Source organism: Pseudomonas sp. LBUM1671 (assembly GCF_059695685.1).
The window spans coordinates 4202733-4219879 of the sequence record NZ_CP166782.1; the positions used below are offsets into that span (position 1 = coordinate 4202733).

Below are 17147 nucleotides of genomic sequence, written 5' to 3' on the forward strand. Positions count from 1 at the left end.
CTGGAGTCATTGATGTCTATTCCCGCATTCGGTCTCGGAACCTTTCGCTTGCAAGGCCAGGTGGTCATCGATTCGGTGAGCACCGGCCTGGAGCTGGGCTACCGGGTGATCGACACCGCACAAATCTATGAAAACGAAGCCGAGGTCGGCGAAGCCATCGCCGCCAGCGGCATCGCCCGTGAAGAGCTGTTCATCACCAGCAAAATCTGGGTCGCCAATTTCGCCAAGGACCGGCTGATCGACAGCCTCCAAGAGAGCCTGCGCAAACTGCAGACCGACTACCTGGACCTGACGCTGATCCACTGGCCATCCCCGGAAGATCAAGTGCCGGTCGAAGAATTCATGGGCGCCTTACTCGAAGCTAAACGCCAGGGCCTGACCCGGCAGATCGGTGTGTCCAACTTCACCATCGACCTGATGCAACAGGCGATTGCGGCGGTCGGTGCCGAGCACATCGCGACCAACCAGATCGAACTGCACCCGTACCTGCAAAACCGCAAGGTCGTTGAGTTTGCTCAGCGTCAGGGCATCCAGATCACGTCCTACATGACCCTGGCCTACGGCGAAGTGTTGAAAGACCCGGTCATCCAGCAAATCGCCGATCGACTGCGGGCAACCCCGGCCCAAGTCACGCTGGCCTGGGCCATGCAACTGGGCTACGCGGTCATCCCCTCTTCCACCAAACGCGCCAACCTGCAAAGCAATCTGCAAGCCTGCGCCCTGCAGTTGAGCGAAGCCGACATGGCGTTGATCGCCAGCCTGGAGCGCGGCCATCGTTTGACCAGCCCCAAAGGCATCGCGCCGCACTGGGATTAAGCGTCAGTCCTGCTCAAGCCTCTGTTCGAGACTGCGCATGGCGTCCTGCAATTGATCGACGGCTTCGTCGATCAATGTCGCGCGACCTTCGGCGCAGGCACTTTCCAGCACCATGCAACACTCGATCAACCGTTGAGCCCGAACCATGCGCGCACTGCCCTTGATGCGATGCGCCAGCTCTCGCAGACCGGGGAGATTGTTGTCGGCATGTGCCTGAAGCAGGTTTTTACGGTCATCTCGATTAGTCAGTGCCAGTTCGCGCAGCAATTTATTAATCAACGTCCGGTCTTCACCGACGTATTTTTCCAGCTCGCTCAAGTCCATCTCGGACGATGAAGATTGTTCGCTCGTCATCTCTGAAAACCAGTCGGCCAACCAGCTACTCAGATCCGCCAGCCGAATCGGTTTGAACAGGCAATCGTCCATGCCCGCTTCCAGACACCGGACCTTTTCCTCAGACTGCGCATTGGCGGTAAAACCCAGAATCAGCGTCGGCGGCAAACCTTGCGCACACTCTTCATCGCGTATCGCACCGGTCAATTCATAACCGCTGAGCCTCGGCATATTGCTGTCAGTGATGACCAGGTCAAACTCGTGTGCACGCCACAGTTCCAGCCCATGCTCGCCATCCTCGGCCTCCATTACCCGGTGCCCCAAGTAGCTCAGCTGACTTGAGAGCAACAGGCGATTGGCCGAGTGATCGTCGACCACCAGAACAGTCAGGGACCGCGTGGGGACCTGCACCAGCGCCCTGTTCGCCGATTCATCGGCGGGCAGCGGCTGCAACGCGATCAGCGACAGGCTGATCTCGACTTTCGAGCCCTGCCCGAGGACGCTGCGCAGCTCCAGGCGGCCACCCATCATTTCGCATAACGTGCGACTGATCACCAACCCCAACCCGGCCCCCTTGCGGGCGGATTGCTGGCTGTTGCCGCCCTGAACGAACGGACTGAACAACAGCTTCTGATCAGCTGCGCTGATGCCAATGCCGGTGTCTTCAATGCGCACATTGACCACCAGATGCCCCGACAATCCGGGCACCACACTCAACGTCAAACTCACCTCCCCTTCACGGGTGAACTTGGTCGCGTTGCTCAACAGGTTGGACAGCACCTGCTTGAAGCGCGTGGGGTCGATCAACACGTCGCGATCGCTGCGCGCGTCCATTTCGACACGCCATTCCAGGTTTTTCTGCCGTGCCAACCCTTCGAAAACCCGGCAGACCGACTCCACCAATGCCCGCAGATTGGCGCGTTCAGGTGTCAGGGATAAATGCCCGGACTCGATGCGGGCGATGTCGAGGATATCGCCGATCAACCCCAGTAACTGTTGCGCGGCCGCTGACGCGACTTCAAGGGCCGTACGGTCTGCCACGCCCTCTTCTGCCCGCTTCCAGGCCATTTCCAGAAACCCGATCAGGGCATTCATCGGTGTACGGATTTCATGGCTCATGGTTGCCAGAAACGTGGTTTTGGCCCGGTTAGCATCCTCCGCTGCGTCTTTGGCGTCCTGCAATTGCTGCAGCCACTGCTGGCGCTGGCGGATCTGCCGACGCTGCCAGGCGATCCAGCCCAAGGCCAGCAGCAACAAGACCCCGGCCGCGGCAAACGCCTGCAAAATGCCTTGGCGATGACGCAGCCAATAGCTGTCATCCACGACGACATCGTTGCTCCAGCGGGCGACCAGATCGTCCATCTCCTCGGGCGAAATGCTCAGCAACGCCTTGTTTAAAATCGAGTTCAACACCGATTCATCACGGCCGGTTGCCATAGCGATGCGCGCCGGCTCATCGCCCACGGTGCTGCTGATGCGCAAACGGCCCTGGTAATACCGGGCAATCAGGTAACGGGTAATGAACAATGAACTGAGCGCGAAATCGGCCTGTTCCTGTGCCACCAGTTCCAGACCCTGGGCCGGGTTTTGTACGTCCACCATCTGCACATCGGGTGCCTGTTTCTGAATGAACGCACGCATCGGGTGACGGGGATAAATCGCCAGACGTTTACCGGCCAGATCGTCCAGCGTCTTCGGGTTACCGGAGGTAGTCGCACTGACCAGCATGTACGGATTGATCAAATAGGACCGGGTAAAGTGCAGTCCGCCAACGCCTTCGGTCGTGGGGATGATGGCGGGCAAGACATCGATCTCGCCGGCCTTGAGGCGCTGGATCTGCTGGTCCAGGGTCTGGCCTCGCAACACGTCGAAGTTCAAACCGCTGCGCTGGCTGATCAGCTTCAGCAATTGCGCCGTCAACCCACTGAATCGTCCCTCGGTATCGTAGAACGTCAACGGCGCAAAGTCCCCGACGACACCCACCTTCACCATTGGATGCTGATCCAGCCAGCGCTGTTCACTCTCGCTCAGACTCACGCGTTGCTGCCCCGCCACTTTGGCCCTGCCGGCGCTCCAGCGCTGCTCGATAACCGAGCGCTGATCCATAGGGATCGCCGCCAGCGCCTTGTCGATGAGGTCCTTCAGCGCCAGGTTGTCCCGAGCCAGCGCGAAGCCGAACGGGTTAGCGTCGAGGCCCGAGGGCCCCATCAGCTGAACGTCATTGAGGTAGTTATTGTTGATCAGGTAATTGGCGCTGAAGATGTCTACGAGAGCGACGTCAACCTGCCCATACGCCACCGCCCCGAGCGCATCGAGCGTCGACGGATAACGCTGCAGGCTGGCCTCGGGATAGAACGATTCAACGGTCTGCGCCGGCAGGTAATCATCGGCCATGGCAATGCGTTTGCCCGCCAGATCCGCGGGCATGTGCTCGTCCAGCCGGGTGACCAGCATCGGCTGATCTTCAGCATAAGCGCTGGACAGGATCAGCTCGGGGTCGGCCAGTTCAAAGTTGTTCGAAGTCCCCAGCACATCCAGCTTGCCGAATTTAAGCGCCTCCATGGCCGCTTCACGGGTGACATAACGCAGCACCTCGATCTGCACGTTGAGCAGCTGCGCAATGAGCATGGCGTAATCAGCGGTGATGCCCTCCAGCTCATCGTGATTGCGCGTCACCTCGAACGGCGGGTAGTCCGGCCCGCTCACCCCAAGGCGCAAGACGCGTTTGTTGCGCAGCCATTGGCGGTCCTGTTCATCCAGACTGACCTCGTAGCCCTCCACTGTGGAACGCCCCAGCACCTGCAAGCGCTCAGGCTTGCTGGCGATCGTGGCCGACGCTGGCGGCACGAGGCACACCATGAGGATCAGCAGCCATACACGCACGGGCGGGCGCACTCAGATCAGGTGATTGCGTATGGCGAAATCCCGCAGGTGCACCGCCGCCATCACCCCCAGTTTTATGATCAAACGCGTTTTGTAGGTGCTGACGGTTTTGTGGCTCAGGTTCATGGCTTCGGCGATCGCCTTGTTGGAGAGGCCTCGGGCGAGGTATTGCAAGATGGTCAACTCACGGTTGGACAGTAAATCGATCAACTTTTTTTCGCTGTGTTGCAGCGGGTTCATCGGTCTGGAAAGCAACTGCGTGAAATAGGTATAACCCGCCCTCAACGCTTGCACGGCCTTGTGCAATTGATCCAGGCTGTTGGTTTTCGAGACGTACGCCAAGGCACCACCGCGCATGCAACGCTCCTGGAAAAACAGCGGATCGAGCGAGGTGAAAACCAGCACCACACATTTCCAGTCGCTCGCCCTGATTCGCTCAAGCAAATCCAGCCCGTTGCCGCCGGGCATCACCAGGTCCAGGATCAGCAGATCGACGGGATGCTCCCGCAGTATCGTCAACGCTTCCCCAACGCTTGCCGCCTCATGAATCTGCTTGAAACCCTCCCGTTCAAGGACAAGCTTGAGTGCGGCGCGGACCACCGGATGATCGTCGACAATCAGCACTGCCTTCATGACAACTCCCTGTGCAAAGACTCAACGAATGTTCGCCGGAAAACGCCGGGGCAGACGCAACGGCTGCGCCAAGACTGTTGCATGGAGGAAAGGCAGATTCTACCTGTAAGAAATGACAGTTCCGACGAACGGTGCGCCGCCATCACCCGGCATACCGCTGATAAAACTCCGGCGATGGGTCAATGATCGTCATCAACTGCTGAATGCACGCCAGATCAGGCAGCACATCGTGACTCACCCGAATTTTCTGTTGCCCGCAGGCCGGAATCGGCGGCAACTGCGCCTGTTGCCCGTCGAAAATCAGCGCGTGGCAAACCTGCCGGTTATCGAGAAAGTAACTGAGCAAATCCAGCTCGCCTGCCCCCAGCGCGGCGTTGACGACCACCAGGTCAAACGGCTCGCAACCGTACTCGACCAGGGTCAGCATTGACGCAAGGTCGTGCACCGGTGCCACCCGGTAATAATCGAGTTGGTTGAATAGCCGCTCGATGATCATCCGGTGAAAGTGCTGCTCGTCGGCGATCAGGATGCGCAAGGCTTTATTCGGCATCGTAGCCTCATGTGTGAATAGCTGATTTTTGAAGCGGCGAGGCTACGGGAGGCGCACAGATGTTTCTGTAGGACTTTTCTGAAATAGCCGCAGCCTCCGACAATCACTGCCAACCGAACCGCCGAATGTAAAAGCCCTTCACTGCCTGGGTCAGCACCATGTACGCCAGCAGAATCACCGGCAGGAACACGAAATACAGCGACGGCAGCGCCTGCAATTTGAAGTAGTGCGCCAATGGCCCCATCGGCAGGAAAATCCCCACGGCCATGATGATCCCGGTCATGACCATCAACGGCATCGCCGCGCGGCTTTGCAGGAACGGGATTTTCGGGGTGCGGATCATGTGCACGATCAACGTCTGGGTCAGCAGCCCGACCACGAACCAGCCAGACTGGAACAGCGTTTGGTGGTCCGGGGTATTGGCGTCGAACACGTACCACATCAGGGCAAACGTGGTGATGTCGAAAATCGAACTGATCGGGCCGAAAAACAGCATGAAGCGCCCGACATCCGCCGGTTGCCAGCGCTGCGGTTGCTTGAGCATTTCGTCATCGACGTGATCGAACGGGATGGCGATCTGTGAAATGTCGTACAGCAGGTTCTGCACCAGCAGGTGCATCGGCAGCATCGGCAGGAACGGAATGAACGCGCTCGCCACCAGCACAGAGAACACGTTGCCGAAGTTCGAGCTGGCCGTCATCTTGATGTACTTGAGCATGTTGGCGAAGGTGCGGCGCCCTTCCAGCACGCCCTCCTCCAGCACCATCAGGCTCTTTTCCAGGAGGATGATGTCGGCCGCTTCCTTGGCGATGTCCACGGCGCTGTCCACCGAAATACCGATGTCGGCAGTACGCAGCGCCGGCGCATCGTTGATGCCGTCGCCCATGAAACCGACCACGTGGCCGTTGCCCTTGAGCAGACGCACGATGCGTTCCTTGTGCGACGGCGTCAGTTTGGCAAAGACATTGGTGGTCTCGACCGCCACTGCCAATTGGGCGTCGCTCATGCGCTCGATGTCGTTGCCCATCAGCAGGCCTTGTTGCTCCAGGCCGACTTCGCGGCAGATCTTCGCCGTCACCAGCTCGTTGTCACCGGTGAGCACTTTCACCGCGACGCCGTGAGCGGCCAGCGCCTTCAGGGCCGGGGCGGTGCTTTCTTTCGGTGGATCGAGGAACGCCACATAGCCGATCAGCGTCAGCGCCTGTTCATCCGCCAGGTTGTACGTGTCGCGGCCTTCAATCATGGGACGCGCGGCGACCGCGACCACCCGCAAGCCTTCAGCGTTGAAGGCAGCAGTGACCTGGCGAATCCGCGCCAGCAGTTCCTCGCTGAGGGCTTCATCGACAACGCCATGACGTACCCGCGTGCACACCGCCAGCACTTCCTCCACCGCGCCTTTGCAGATCAGCAGAGGCGGCTGATCGCGCTCGGCGACCACCACCGACATGCGCCGGCGAGTGAAGTCGAACGGAATTTCATCGACCTTGCGAAACGCCGTGCCGACCTTCAATTCACGGTGGATTTCCACGTGTTCGAGCACCGCCACGTCCAGCAGGTTTTTCAGGCCGGTCTGGTAGTAGCTGTTGAGGTAGGCCATTTCCAGCACGTCGTCGGAGTCGTTGCCCCAGACGTCGACGTTACGGGCGAGGAAGATTTTGTCCTGGGTCAGGGTGCCGGTCTTGTCGGTGCACAGCACGTCCATGGCACCGAAGTTCTGGATCGCGTCGAGGCGTTTGACGATGACTTTTTTACGCGACAGGAACACCGCGCCCTTGGCCAGGGTCGAGGTGACGATCATCGGCAGCATTTCCGGGGTCAGGCCCACGGCAATCGACAGCGCGAACAGCAGCGCTTCGGTCCAGTCGCCCTTGGTGAAACCGTTGATGAACAGCACCAGCGGCGCCATGACGAACATGAAGCGGATCAACAGCCAGCTGATTTTGTTGACCCCGGTCTGGAACGAGGTCGGCGCACGATCGGTGGCGCCGACCCGCTGGGCCAGGGCGCCGAAATAGGTATTGTTGCCGGTGGTGAGAATCACCGCCATCGCCGTACCGGACACCACGTTGGTGCCCATGAACAGGATGTTGTCGAGGTCCAGCGGATTGCCGCTGTCGCGGTCCTGCTGGCGCGGGAATTTTTCCACCGGCATCGATTCGCCGGTCATCGCCGCCTGGCTGACGAACAGGTCCTTGGCGCTGAGCACCCGGCAATCAGCGGGGATCATGTCACCGGCCGAGAGCACGATCAGATCGCCCGGCACCAATTGCTTGATCGCCAGCTCGGTACGCGGCGCTTCCCGGCGCAGCACCGTGGCGGTATTGCTGACCATGGCCTTGAGGGCGTCCGCGGCCTGGTTGGATTTGCTCTCCTGCCAGAAGCGCAACAAGGTCGAAAGCACCACCATCGAGAAAATCACGATGGCGGCTTTCATGTCCTCGGTCAGCAAGGAGATCACCGCGAGCAAGGTCAGCAGCAGGTTGAACGGGTTTTTGTAGCAGTGCCACAGGTGAGTCCACCACGGCAGTGGCTGTTCGTGCTCGACTTCGTTGAGGCCGAATTGCCCGCGCAGGGTGTCGGCTTCCTGTTCACTCAAGCCGTCGGTGTGGCTGCCGAGTTTTTTCAGCAAGGCGCCGGTGTCGCTGTTAGCTGCGGTGACCAGGGTTTGCGCCAGCGTTGGCGGTACTTCACGGCTGACCGTGGTGTCGGTGAAGCTTTCCAGCAGCGCCAGTCGGCGAAAGTGCCGGCCGATGTGACGGGTGCGCAGGAATCCGGCGAAGAATTCCTTGAGCAGGGTAAGGTTCATGGCGTTGCCCCCAGGGTCAGCCGGGAGACCTTCGAGCAGGCGTGTCGAGTCGCTGCGATGACGACAGGCACGTCGAACATCACACACGATCAGGCGTCGATGAGAGGGACATCGGGAGTCGGGCCGCAACTGGCTCGATCGGGAGGCCGCTACTCGCTCTCAGGCGAGACAACGGCACCAAAGACTGCGCGTTATCTTGCCGGGAAGGTACCGGTTATCGAAACCGGCCGACTACTGTCACTCGAACAAGTACCCACTGAGGGTCTCCACTATTGATGAAAACGCGCGAAGCTTACGCCCCGACTTCTGGAGAGTAAACGAAGGAACGGTGGGTGGCGGGGGAATTGCAGGGTTCTTCAGGAAGGGTTCAGCTTTCAAGATTTGTGCTGCTATTGAGGGCCCTATCGCGGGCAAGCCCGCTCCCACAGGGATCTCTAGTGAACACAGATTTTGTGCCAATAGATCAAACTGTGGGAGCGGGCTTGCCCGCGATGACGGCCTCACAGCCGCCACACATTTTAGCTGGCAGTGGCCAACAACAAATCCACCACCGACCGGCTATGCCCACGGTTCTTGCCATGGTCATACAAGGAACCTGCAATCTCATCCGCGCGAATCGGCAGGATCGACAACAGTGTGTCGCTCAAACCATGGCTCGCCTGGCAGAAGCCCTGCATATAGATGCCGGCCTTGCAGCGCTCGTCGGTGATCAGTTTGTAGTTGCGATCCACTTCGAAATCACCCAGGTATTGCTCCAGCGGCGCCAGCAGTTTGCGGTGCATCTGGCGCTCGTAACCGGTGGCCAATACCACCGCATCGTACAGACGAACCGTCACTTCCCCGGTGGCGTTGTTGCGCAACGCCAGTTCGATACCGTGCTCGGTGGCGGTGGCTTTTTCGATAGTGGTCAGGGTACGGAAGGTGTGACGCGCAATGCCCGAGACTTTCTGGCGATAGAAGGTGCCGTAGATGCGTTCGATCAGGTCGATGTCCACCACCGAATAGTTGGTGTTGTGGTACTCGTTGACCAGGCGCTCACGCTCGCTGCTCGCCTGCTGGAACACCAGGTCGGTGAACTCCGGCGAGAACACTTCGTTGACGAACGGGCTGTCATCCGCCGGTTTCAGCGCCGAGCCACGCAGGATCATGTCGACCTGCACGGACGGGAAGCTGTCGTTCAAATCGATGAAGGCTTCTGCCGCGCTTTGCCCGCCGCCGATGATCGCGATGCTCATCGGTTGATTGTTCACGCACGGCTGCTTGTCCATCTGCGCCAGGTACTGCGAGTGGTGGAACACGCGGCCATCATCTTTCAGCGCCTTGAACGCTTCGGGAATGCGCGGCGTACCGCCGGTACTGACCACCACCGACCGGGTGGTGCGTACATGTTGATGACCCGTGGCGTCGCGAGAGATGACCCGCAGCGCCTCGACCTGCTGGTTGTGCAGCACCGGCTCGATGGTCAGCACTTCTTCGCCGTAGCGGCTCTGGGCTTCAAACTGGCCGGCGACCCAGCGCAGGTAGTCGTTGTACTCCATGCGGCACGGGTAGAAGGTGCCGAGGTTGATGAAGTCCACCAGACGGCCGTGATGCTTGAGGTAGTTGACGAACGAATACGGGCTGGTCGGGTTGCGCAGGGTCACCAGGTCCTTGAGGAAGGAAATCTGCAGCTCGCTCTGGGTCGACAGGGTATTGCCATGCCAGCTGTAGTTGGGCTGCTTGTCGAGAAACAGCACATCCAGCTCGCCCTGGCTCGGCCCGCGCTCTTGCAGAGCGATGGCCAGCGCCAGGTTCGAAGGGCCGAAACCGACGCCGATCAGGTCGTGAACGATGGGCGATGCAATTGCCTGTGTCATTTCCAGTGTCCTCTGGATGAACCCCTCAACAAGGGGAATAAGCCTAAGTGACCTGATGCAGGACAGCAGGTCGTCTGTTGAGTAGGAACGAGGACAATGAAAAAAAATTTAGAGAGAAGGGATCAATGGGCGTCCCACTGGCGCATCCGTATGCGGCAGTGCTTCATGGCATTGACGATGTGCTTCTCCACCAGCGCGCGGGAGATGCCCAGGTTCTCGGCAATTTCCGGGTGCGACAGGCCATCGATCTTGCGCAGCAGAAAACTTTCGCGACACAGCCGTGGCAATTCCGCCAAGGCACGTTGGAGCATTTCCAGGCGCTGGCCGTGGTCGAGGCAATTGTGCGGGGATGGCGTGAAGTAGCGCTCTTCGTTGTCGAGCACGTCCAGCGACTCGACCTGGCGCAAGGCATTGCGCCGATGATCGTCGATCACCAGGTTCAGAGCGGTGCGATAAAGGAAGGCCCGGGGCTGCTCGATCGGCGTATCACTGGAACGCTCCAGTACTCGCAGATAAGCGTCATGCACCACATCTTCGGCCACCTGACGGTTGCCTAGCTTGGCGTTCAGGAAACACACCAGCTCGCGATAGTAGTTTTCCAACATGACTCCCGGCCGCACAGGGTGCGGTTTCTGTCCTTGAGCCACCTCGGCGACCGCCGACATAGGCAGTGGCAAGATGGTGGCAGTTCAAGCCGCGTAATTTATAGTAATTCTCATATAGATTTAAAGTGTTGGTTTGACTTACCCGATAAATAGTCTTGTGCTACACCTGTAACCCTATGTGTCCGCGCCTAAATTCCCCGCCCCTTTCCTCGTTTACAGGACAGCTCCCCGTGTCTGTCGGCTCCCCGACAGCGTTCGGCTGTCGCCGGTTTATCTGCGCAGATTGAACGACGGGCCGATATCCATTGGCCGGAACCCTGCATGAAACGTCCCCGACAGACCCGACGCGCCCTGCTTGTAGCACTTTGTCTGATCCCCGTTATCGCCATCGCCGCCTGGCAAGTGATCCCGCCTGGCCGGGATAAATTCGCCACCGTGCAAGTCAGCCGTGGCGACATTGAAAGCAGCGTCACCGCGTTGGGCACCCTGCAACCGCGGCGTTATGTCGACGTTGGCGCCCAGGCGTCCGGGCAGATCCAGAAGATTCACGTGGAAGTGGGCGACGTGGTCAAGGAAGGCCAGCTGCTGGTGGAGATCGACCCGTCCACCCAGCAGGCCAAGCTCGACGCCGGACGCTACTCCATCGAGAACCTCAAGGCGCAGCTCCAGGAACAACGGGCCCAGCACGAACTGGCCCGGCAGAAGTTCCAGCGCCAGCAGAACCTCAAGGCCGGTGGCGCGACCCGTGAAGAAGACGTGCAAACAGCCCAGGCCGAACTGCGCGCCACCCAGGCGCGCATCGACATGTTCCAGGCGCAGATCCGCCAGGCCCAGGCCAGCCTGCGCAGCGATCAGGCCGAACTTGGTTACACGCGGATTTACGCGCCAATGTCCGGCACCGTGGTCGCCCTCGACGCCCGTGAAGGCCAGACCCTCAACGCCCAGCAGCAAACACCCTTAATCTTGCGCATCGCCAAGTTGTCGCCGATGACCGTGTGGGCCGAAGTCTCGGAAGCCGACATCGGCCACGTCAAACCCGGCATGAGCGCCTGGTTTACCACCCTCAGCGGTGGCAACCGACGCTGGAGCAGCACCGTGCGGCAGATTCTGCCGGTGCCACCCAAGCCATTGGACCAGACCAGTCAGGGCGGCGGCAGTCCCGCCAGCTCGAGCAAAAGCGGCAGCGCGCGCGTGGTGCTGTATACGGTGTTGCTGGATGTCGATAACGCCGACAACGCGTTGATGGCGGAAATGACCACCCAGGTGTTCTTCGTTTCCGATCAGGCGAAAAATACCCTGACCGCACCGGTCGCGGCGTTGCAGGCCGGCACCGAAGCGAATAGGCAAATCGCCCAGGTCGTCGCCGAAAACGGCAGCATCCAGCAGCGCGACGTGCGCACCGGCATCAGCGATCGTCTGCGGGTGCAGATCCTCGACGGATTAGAGGAAGGCGATCACCTGCTGATCGGCCCGGCCGACGGGAGGGGCGGCTGATGCACACGCCCCTGATCGACCTGCAGGACATCCGCAAAGCCTATGGCGGCGGTGATTCACCGGAAGTTCACGTGTTGCGCGGCATCGACCTGTCGATCCATGCCGGGGAGTTCGTGGCGATTGTCGGTGCCTCCGGGTCCGGCAAATCGACGCTGATGAACATCCTCGGTTGCCTCGACCGCCCGACATCGGGCGAATACCGTTTCGCCGGGCAAAACGTCGCCGCCCTCGACAGCGACGAGCTGGCCTGGCTGCGCCGCGAAGCCTTTGGCTTTGTGTTCCAGGGTTATCACCTGATCCCGTCCGGCTCGGCCCAGGAAAACGTCGAGATGCCGGCCATCTATGCCGGCACCCCGGCCGCCGAACGCCACGCCCGTGCCGCCGCCCTGCTCGACCGTCTCGGCCTCGCTTCGCGCACCGGCAACCGTCCGCATCAACTGTCTGGCGGCCAGCAACAACGGGTGTCCATCGCCCGCGCCTTGATGAACGGCGGCCACATCATCCTCGCCGACGAACCCACCGGCGCCCTCGACAGTCACAGTGGCGCCGAGGTGATGACCCTGCTCGACGAACTGGCGAGCCAGGGCCACGTGGTGATCCTCATCACCCACGACCGCGAAGTCGCGGCCCGGGCCAAACGCATCATCGAAATTCGCGACGGGCTGATCATCAGCGACAGCGCCTACGACAATCCTCAAGCACAGACCTCGGCCAACCCCGGCGCGCTGCAAGCGGTGGATCTGCGCAAGCGCCTGACCGAAGGCGCGCAAGCCACCGGCGCGTGGAAAGGCGAGCTGATCGATGCGGTGCAAGCGGCGTGGCGGGTGATGTGGATCAACCGCTTTCGCACGGCGCTGACGTTGCTTGGCATCATCATCGGCGTCGCGTCGGTGGTGGTGATGCTGGCCGTCGGCGAAGGCAGCAAGCGCCAGGTGATGGCGCAAATGGGCGCGTTCGGCTCCAACATCATTTACCTCAGCGGCTCATCGCCCAACCCGCGAACGCCGCTGGGCATCGTCACCCTGGACGATGTCGCAGCGGTGGGCAGCCTGCCGCAGGTGACGCGGATCATGCCGGTCAACGGCCAGGAAGCCGGAGTGCGTTTCGGCAACCTCGACCACTTGAGCTACGTCGGCGGCAACGACACTAATTTCCCGGCCATCTTCAACTGGCCGGTGGTGCAAGGCAGCTATTTCACCGAGGACGATGAACGCAACGCCGCAGCAGTCGCGGTGATTGGTCACAAGGTGCGGACCAAGTTGCTCAAGGATGTGGCCAACCCGATCGGCCAATACATCCTGATCGAGAACGTGCCGTTTCAGGTGGTCGGTGTGCTCGCGGAAAAAGGCGCCAGCTCTGGCGACTCCGACAGCGACGACCGCATCGCCATCCCGTATTCCGCTGCGAGCGTGCGGTTGTTCGGCACCCACAACCCCGAATACGTGGCCATCGCCGCCGCCGACGCGCGCAAGGTCAAGGAGACCGAAATCGCCATCGAGCAATTGATGCTGCGCCTGCACAACGGCAAGAAGGATTTCGAGCTGACCAACAACGCCGCGATGATCCAGGCCGAAGCGCGCACGCAGAACACCCTGTCGCTGATGCTGGGTTCGATTGCCGCGATTTCGCTGCTGGTCGGCGGCATCGGCGTGATGAACATCATGCTGATGACCGTGCGCGAACGCACCCGGGAGATCGGCATCCGCATGGCCACCGGCGCCCGTCAGCGCGACATCCTCCGCCAATTCCTGACGGAAGCGGTGATGCTGTCGGTAGTCGGCGGGCTCGCCGGGATTGCCCTGGCGCTGATCGTCGGCGGTGTGCTGATCCTCAGCGAAGTCGCTGTCGCGTTCTCTTTGATAGCGGTGCTCGGCGCCTTCGGCTGCGCCCTGGTCACCGGTGTTGTCTTCGGCTTCATGCCGGCCCGCAAAGCTGCCCGACTCGACCCGGTCACGGCCCTTACCAGTGAATGATCTCTCCATGAAGCCGCAACTGAGTTTACTGACCCTCTGCCTGTTGCTCGGCGCCTGCGGCACACCCGCCCAGCGCCCGGACAGCGGCATCCAGCCGCCCTCTTCCTGGCAATCGCCGCACACGCAAAGCGCCACCCGCAGCAACCTGCAATGGTGGACGCAGTTCGGCAGCCCGCAGCTGGATCAACTGATCGAACAGGCGCGGGTCGGCAGTTACGACCTGGCCGCGGCCATCGCGCGGGTGCGCCAGGCGCAAGCCGAAACGGTGGTTGCCGGGGGTTCGCAGCTACCGGAGGTCAAGGGTGCCCTGAACGCCAATCGGCAAAAACTGCTGCGCGGTAACGGTTACAGCCAGCTCGACGCCGACAGCGACAACAAAGCCGTCGATTACTTCAATGCCAGCCTCAGCGCCACTTACGAAATCGATTTCTGGGGTGGTCAACGGGCTTCCCGTGACAGCGCGCAATTCGCGTTGCAGGCCAGCGAGTTCGATCAGGCGACCGTGGAATTGACGCTGCTCAGCGGCGTCGCCAATACCTACGCGCAGGCCTTGTCGCTGCGTGAACAAAGTCGCATCGCCGAGCTGAACCTGGCGAACGCGCAGAACGTGTTGAAACTGGTGCAGACGCGCTTCGATTCAGGCTCGGCAACGGCGCTGGAACTGGCGCAACAGAAAAGCCTGGTGGCGGCGCAACAACGGCAATTGCCGCTGGTGCAGCAGCAGGCGCAGGACGCGCTGATCGGTCTGGCCGCCCTGCTCGGCCGGCCGGTTCAGGAGCTGGCTCTGGGGCAGGAACGCTTCGATCAATTGTCATGGCCGACCATCGCGGCCGGCGCACCCAGCGAACTGCTCACCCGGCGTCCGGACATCGCCCGCGCCGAAGCGCAACTGGCCGCCGCGCAAGCCGACATCACCGTGGCCCGCGCGGCGATGCTGCCGAAGGTGACGTTAAGCGCGGAACTGGGGTCGGGCGCGGATCGTGCGGCGGATATGCTGCGCAATCCTTTCTACAACCTCACCGCCGGATTGCTTGCGCCGGTGTTCAACAATGGCCGCCTGAGCGCCGAGCGCGACAAAGCCACGGCCCGCCAGGAAGAACTGCTGGAGACCTATCGCGGGGCGATCATCAACGGTTTCGCCGACGTGGAAAAAGCCCTCAACAGCATCCGCGGGCTGGATGCACAGCGCCAGTGGCAAAGCGAGGAGCTGAACCAGGCACAGACTGCATTCAATATTGCGCAAAGCCGATATCAGGCTGGCGCCGAGGATTTGCTGACGGTGCTGGAGACCCAGCGCACGCTGTATGCGGCGCAGGATTTGAACGTGCAGCTGCGGTTGTCGCGGTTGCAGGCGAGTATTGCGCTGTACAAGGCGTTGGGCGGCGGGTGGCAGACGCTGTAACTGCGGCGCAAGTGGATACGCCATCGCGAGCAGGCTCGCTCCCACAGGGTTCTATGTTTGCCACATATTGTAGGCACGACACATAACCTGTGGGAGCGAGCCTGCTCGCGATTGAACGATAACGCGGTATCACCTGCTTAAGTGGTGATCGGCTTGGCCTTCAAATGCCGCGCATACCAAGGTCGCTGCGGCACTTTGCGGAACAGGTCCGCCAGTTTTTTTTCGTCCTCGCCAAAGGTGATGCGCAGCGCCAGTTTCATGGTTTCCGGGTCCATCTCAACCGACTTGCCCGCCTGCAACCCCGGCGTAGTGCTGCAGCCATGGGTGCTGGGCCCCAGCCACGGATCATCCACCTCGACCCAACGCCCCGGCGCAAACCACGCCACCCCGTTGACCTCCAGCCGACTGACCTCCCCCGGATGAAAACGCTCATGCGCGCGGAACCAGTCTTCCAGGCGATCATCGATCCAGCCGTGGAAATGCCAGAACACCGGGTTTACATGGGAAGAAAACGGGTCGCCGAGGAAGTCGTTTTCCGGCGCATACCAGCGCGCGGAGAAATCTGCCGGATCCCGCGCAAACGGCACCGGCTGACCATTGGACGGGTCACGGGGCACCGAGGCCCAGCGCATGTGCAGCCAGTCGTGCAGCCCCAGTTCAACCTCTGAACCGAACTGCCCCAGGGTGAGTTTCGACAGATAACGCGGATCACGGTAGCGCGACTCCCAGACCTGGAAGTTGCTGTGATACGTCTCGGCCGTCTTGATGTCGCTGACCCATTGCGAATACTCGGCATCGTCATCGGCCAGCCAGGTCGGCGGCAGCGCGGTGCCGTCGTGGTTGTCGCAGTAATTGGCGAAACCGATGCGATCCCGGGCCAGTTCCGGCTGTGGCAGCGGAAAGTGCTGCCACGACGGCAAGTCCTGCATCGAACGCGCCGTGCCCAGCATGTGCCGGTGCATGAAGAAAAAGTCCACGCCCGAGCCGTTGCGATCCTTGCGCGTGCCACGGGCATCGCGCTCCTTGTCTCGCGGGCCCGGCTGCCAGCCAATGCCACGCAGGGCGTTGCGCTTGTCTTCTGACAGGGTGTGCCACTTGTCCCGCGAGGCATGCCAGAGCTGGTGAAACAGCCGATGCTCGGCGGACACCAGCCACGCCAGCAGCGGGGCGTTGAGACCGGCTCGCTCGCGAGCTTCGGGAAAAACCCGTTTGACCGCGATGAAGCGATTGTCCTGGGCGGTCATCATCAGCGGACGATCGAGGTTCAACACCCGCCCACTAAGCGTGCCGCTGCCGGCATTGCCGAAACCGGCCCAGACTTCGTCCAGCGACATGCTGAATTCGTAATCCGGCGTGCCATTGGCGGCGCTGGCACTGACCAGCCGCCAGCTCAGTTCAGCCGGCTTGGCTTCTGCCAGATCGCCCAGCACCCGGTAGCGCGGCTCTTCGCTGGAGCGCAAACGCTGGGCGGTGTCGAGGAACCCGATCAAGCCGCGCCCTTTGTGGCCGACGTCGAGAAACACTTCCAGCCCGTCCCGAGGCAGGCCTTCGATACCGGCGTCACGCCCTTCGAAACGAATCTGCCAGACGCCGCGCAAGGTATTCGCCAGATGCTGGCCGGCGACATCCGCCACATCGAATGAAGCTTCGCCGGGGGTGATCGTCGGATCCGGTTTCGTCCATTCGCGATGCCCATAAAAAGCCGCAGGCACGGCGGCGCCGGTCAGCGCCAGGCCTGCCATGAACCATCGTCGAGAAATCGTCATTGCCCTACCTGTGTCAGCCATGAAGCAGGC

The 17147-nt window shown here is 61.1% G+C and carries 11 protein-coding genes; 4 read left to right on the forward strand and 7 right to left on the reverse strand.

Annotated features, from left to right (window positions below; translation table 11 throughout):
- Positions 1 to 12: 12 nt before the first annotated feature.
- Complete coding sequence (gene dkgB / locus ACA060_RS19510; RefSeq protein ID WP_109633387.1) at positions 13 to 816, forward strand: 2,5-didehydrogluconate reductase DkgB; 804 nt, start codon at positions 13 to 15, stop codon at positions 814 to 816.
- 3 nt (positions 817 to 819) lie between these two features.
- Here the strand turns inward: dkgB and ACA060_RS19515 are convergent, their stop codons facing one another.
- The 6 genes from ACA060_RS19515 to ACA060_RS19540 form a co-directional block, all read right to left on the reverse strand.
- Positions 820 to 4008: a transporter substrate-binding domain-containing protein gene (locus ACA060_RS19515; RefSeq protein ID WP_497318308.1), complete on the reverse strand. Its 3189-nt coding sequence runs from the start codon at positions 4006 to 4008 to the stop codon at positions 820 to 822.
- Between the two features lie 36 nt (positions 4009 to 4044).
- Entirely contained in the window at positions 4045 to 4665 is a 621-nt protein-coding gene (locus ACA060_RS19520; protein WP_497312604.1) for a response regulator, read from the reverse strand.
- A gap of 142 nt (positions 4666 to 4807) precedes the next feature.
- Positions 4808 to 5215 (reverse strand): response regulator, encoded by a 408-nt coding sequence (locus ACA060_RS19525; RefSeq protein WP_497312606.1) that lies wholly within the window; start codon positions 5213 to 5215, stop codon positions 4808 to 4810.
- Between the two features lie 103 nt (positions 5216 to 5318).
- On the reverse strand, positions 5319 to 8021 hold the full coding sequence (gene mgtA / locus ACA060_RS19530; RefSeq protein WP_497312608.1) for a magnesium-translocating P-type ATPase: 2703 nt from the start codon (positions 8019 to 8021) through the stop codon (positions 5319 to 5321).
- Positions 8022 to 8539: 518 nt separating this feature from the next.
- The gene (locus tag ACA060_RS19535; RefSeq protein WP_497312610.1) at positions 8540 to 9877 is read right to left on the reverse strand and encodes a lysine N(6)-hydroxylase/L-ornithine N(5)-oxygenase family protein; all 1338 of its coding nucleotides are present in this window, start codon (positions 9875 to 9877) and stop codon (positions 8540 to 8542) included.
- Between the two features lie 122 nt (positions 9878 to 9999).
- Positions 10000 to 10482 (reverse strand): sigma-70 family RNA polymerase sigma factor, encoded by a 483-nt coding sequence (locus tag ACA060_RS19540; RefSeq protein ID WP_497312612.1) that lies wholly within the window; start codon positions 10480 to 10482, stop codon positions 10000 to 10002.
- A gap of 321 nt (positions 10483 to 10803) precedes the next feature.
- On the opposite strand from ACA060_RS19540, the gene ACA060_RS19545 reads away from it, so the two are divergent.
- Genes ACA060_RS19545 through ACA060_RS19555 form a run of 3 tightly spaced genes read left to right on the forward strand, consistent with a single transcriptional unit; the run spans position 10804 to position 15351 of the window.
- Complete coding sequence (locus ACA060_RS19545; protein WP_497312614.1) at positions 10804 to 11976, forward strand: efflux RND transporter periplasmic adaptor subunit; 1173 nt, start codon at positions 10804 to 10806, stop codon at positions 11974 to 11976.
- Entirely contained in the window at positions 11976 to 13949 is a 1974-nt protein-coding gene (locus tag ACA060_RS19550) for a MacB family efflux pump subunit (protein ID WP_497312616.1), read from the forward strand. The genes ACA060_RS19545 and ACA060_RS19550 overlap by 1 nt, the downstream gene beginning before the upstream one ends.
- A gap of 7 nt (positions 13950 to 13956) precedes the next feature.
- Complete coding sequence (locus ACA060_RS19555; protein ID WP_497312618.1) at positions 13957 to 15351, forward strand: efflux transporter outer membrane subunit; 1395 nt, start codon at positions 13957 to 13959, stop codon at positions 15349 to 15351.
- 137 nt (positions 15352 to 15488) lie between these two features.
- Here ACA060_RS19555 and pvdP read toward each other — a convergent pair whose 3' ends face one another.
- Complete coding sequence (gene pvdP / locus ACA060_RS19560) at positions 15489 to 17117, reverse strand: pyoverdine maturation tyrosinase PvdP (RefSeq protein ID WP_497312620.1); 1629 nt, start codon at positions 17115 to 17117, stop codon at positions 15489 to 15491.
- Positions 17118 to 17147: the final 30 nt, after the last annotated feature.

What these genes read in the sequence shown, in the direction of transcription:
- ACA060_RS19525 (WP_497312606.1), bottom strand. Translation starts at nt 5,215, where the DNA reads ATGCCGAATAAAGCCTTGCGCATCCTGATCGCCGACGAGCAGCACTTT.
- pvdP (WP_497312620.1), bottom strand. Translation starts at nt 17,117, where the DNA reads ATGACGATTTCTCGACGATGGTTCATGGCAGGCCTGGCGCTGACCGGC.
- ACA060_RS19520 (WP_497312604.1), bottom strand. Translation starts at nt 4,665, where the DNA reads ATGAAGGCAGTGCTGATTGTCGACGATCATCCGGTGGTCCGCGCCGCA.
- ACA060_RS19555 (WP_497312618.1), top strand. Translation starts at nt 13,957, where the DNA reads ATGAAGCCGCAACTGAGTTTACTGACCCTCTGCCTGTTGCTCGGCGCC.
- dkgB (WP_109633387.1), top strand. Translation starts at nt 13, where the DNA reads ATGTCTATTCCCGCATTCGGTCTCGGAACCTTTCGCTTGCAAGGCCAG.
- ACA060_RS19535 (WP_497312610.1), bottom strand. Translation starts at nt 9,877, where the DNA reads ATGACACAGGCAATTGCATCGCCCATCGTTCACGACCTGATCGGCGTC.
- ACA060_RS19540 (WP_497312612.1), bottom strand. Translation starts at nt 10,482, where the DNA reads ATGTTGGAAAACTACTATCGCGAGCTGGTGTGTTTCCTGAACGCCAAG.
- ACA060_RS19550 (WP_497312616.1), top strand. Translation starts at nt 11,976, where the DNA reads ATGCACACGCCCCTGATCGACCTGCAGGACATCCGCAAAGCCTATGGC.
- mgtA (WP_497312608.1), bottom strand. Translation starts at nt 8,021, where the DNA reads ATGAACCTTACCCTGCTCAAGGAATTCTTCGCCGGATTCCTGCGCACC.
- ACA060_RS19545 (WP_497312614.1), top strand. Translation starts at nt 10,804, where the DNA reads ATGAAACGTCCCCGACAGACCCGACGCGCCCTGCTTGTAGCACTTTGT.
- ACA060_RS19515 (WP_497318308.1), bottom strand. Translation starts at nt 4,008, where the DNA reads ATGGTGTGCCTCGTGCCGCCAGCGTCGGCCACGATCGCCAGCAAGCCT.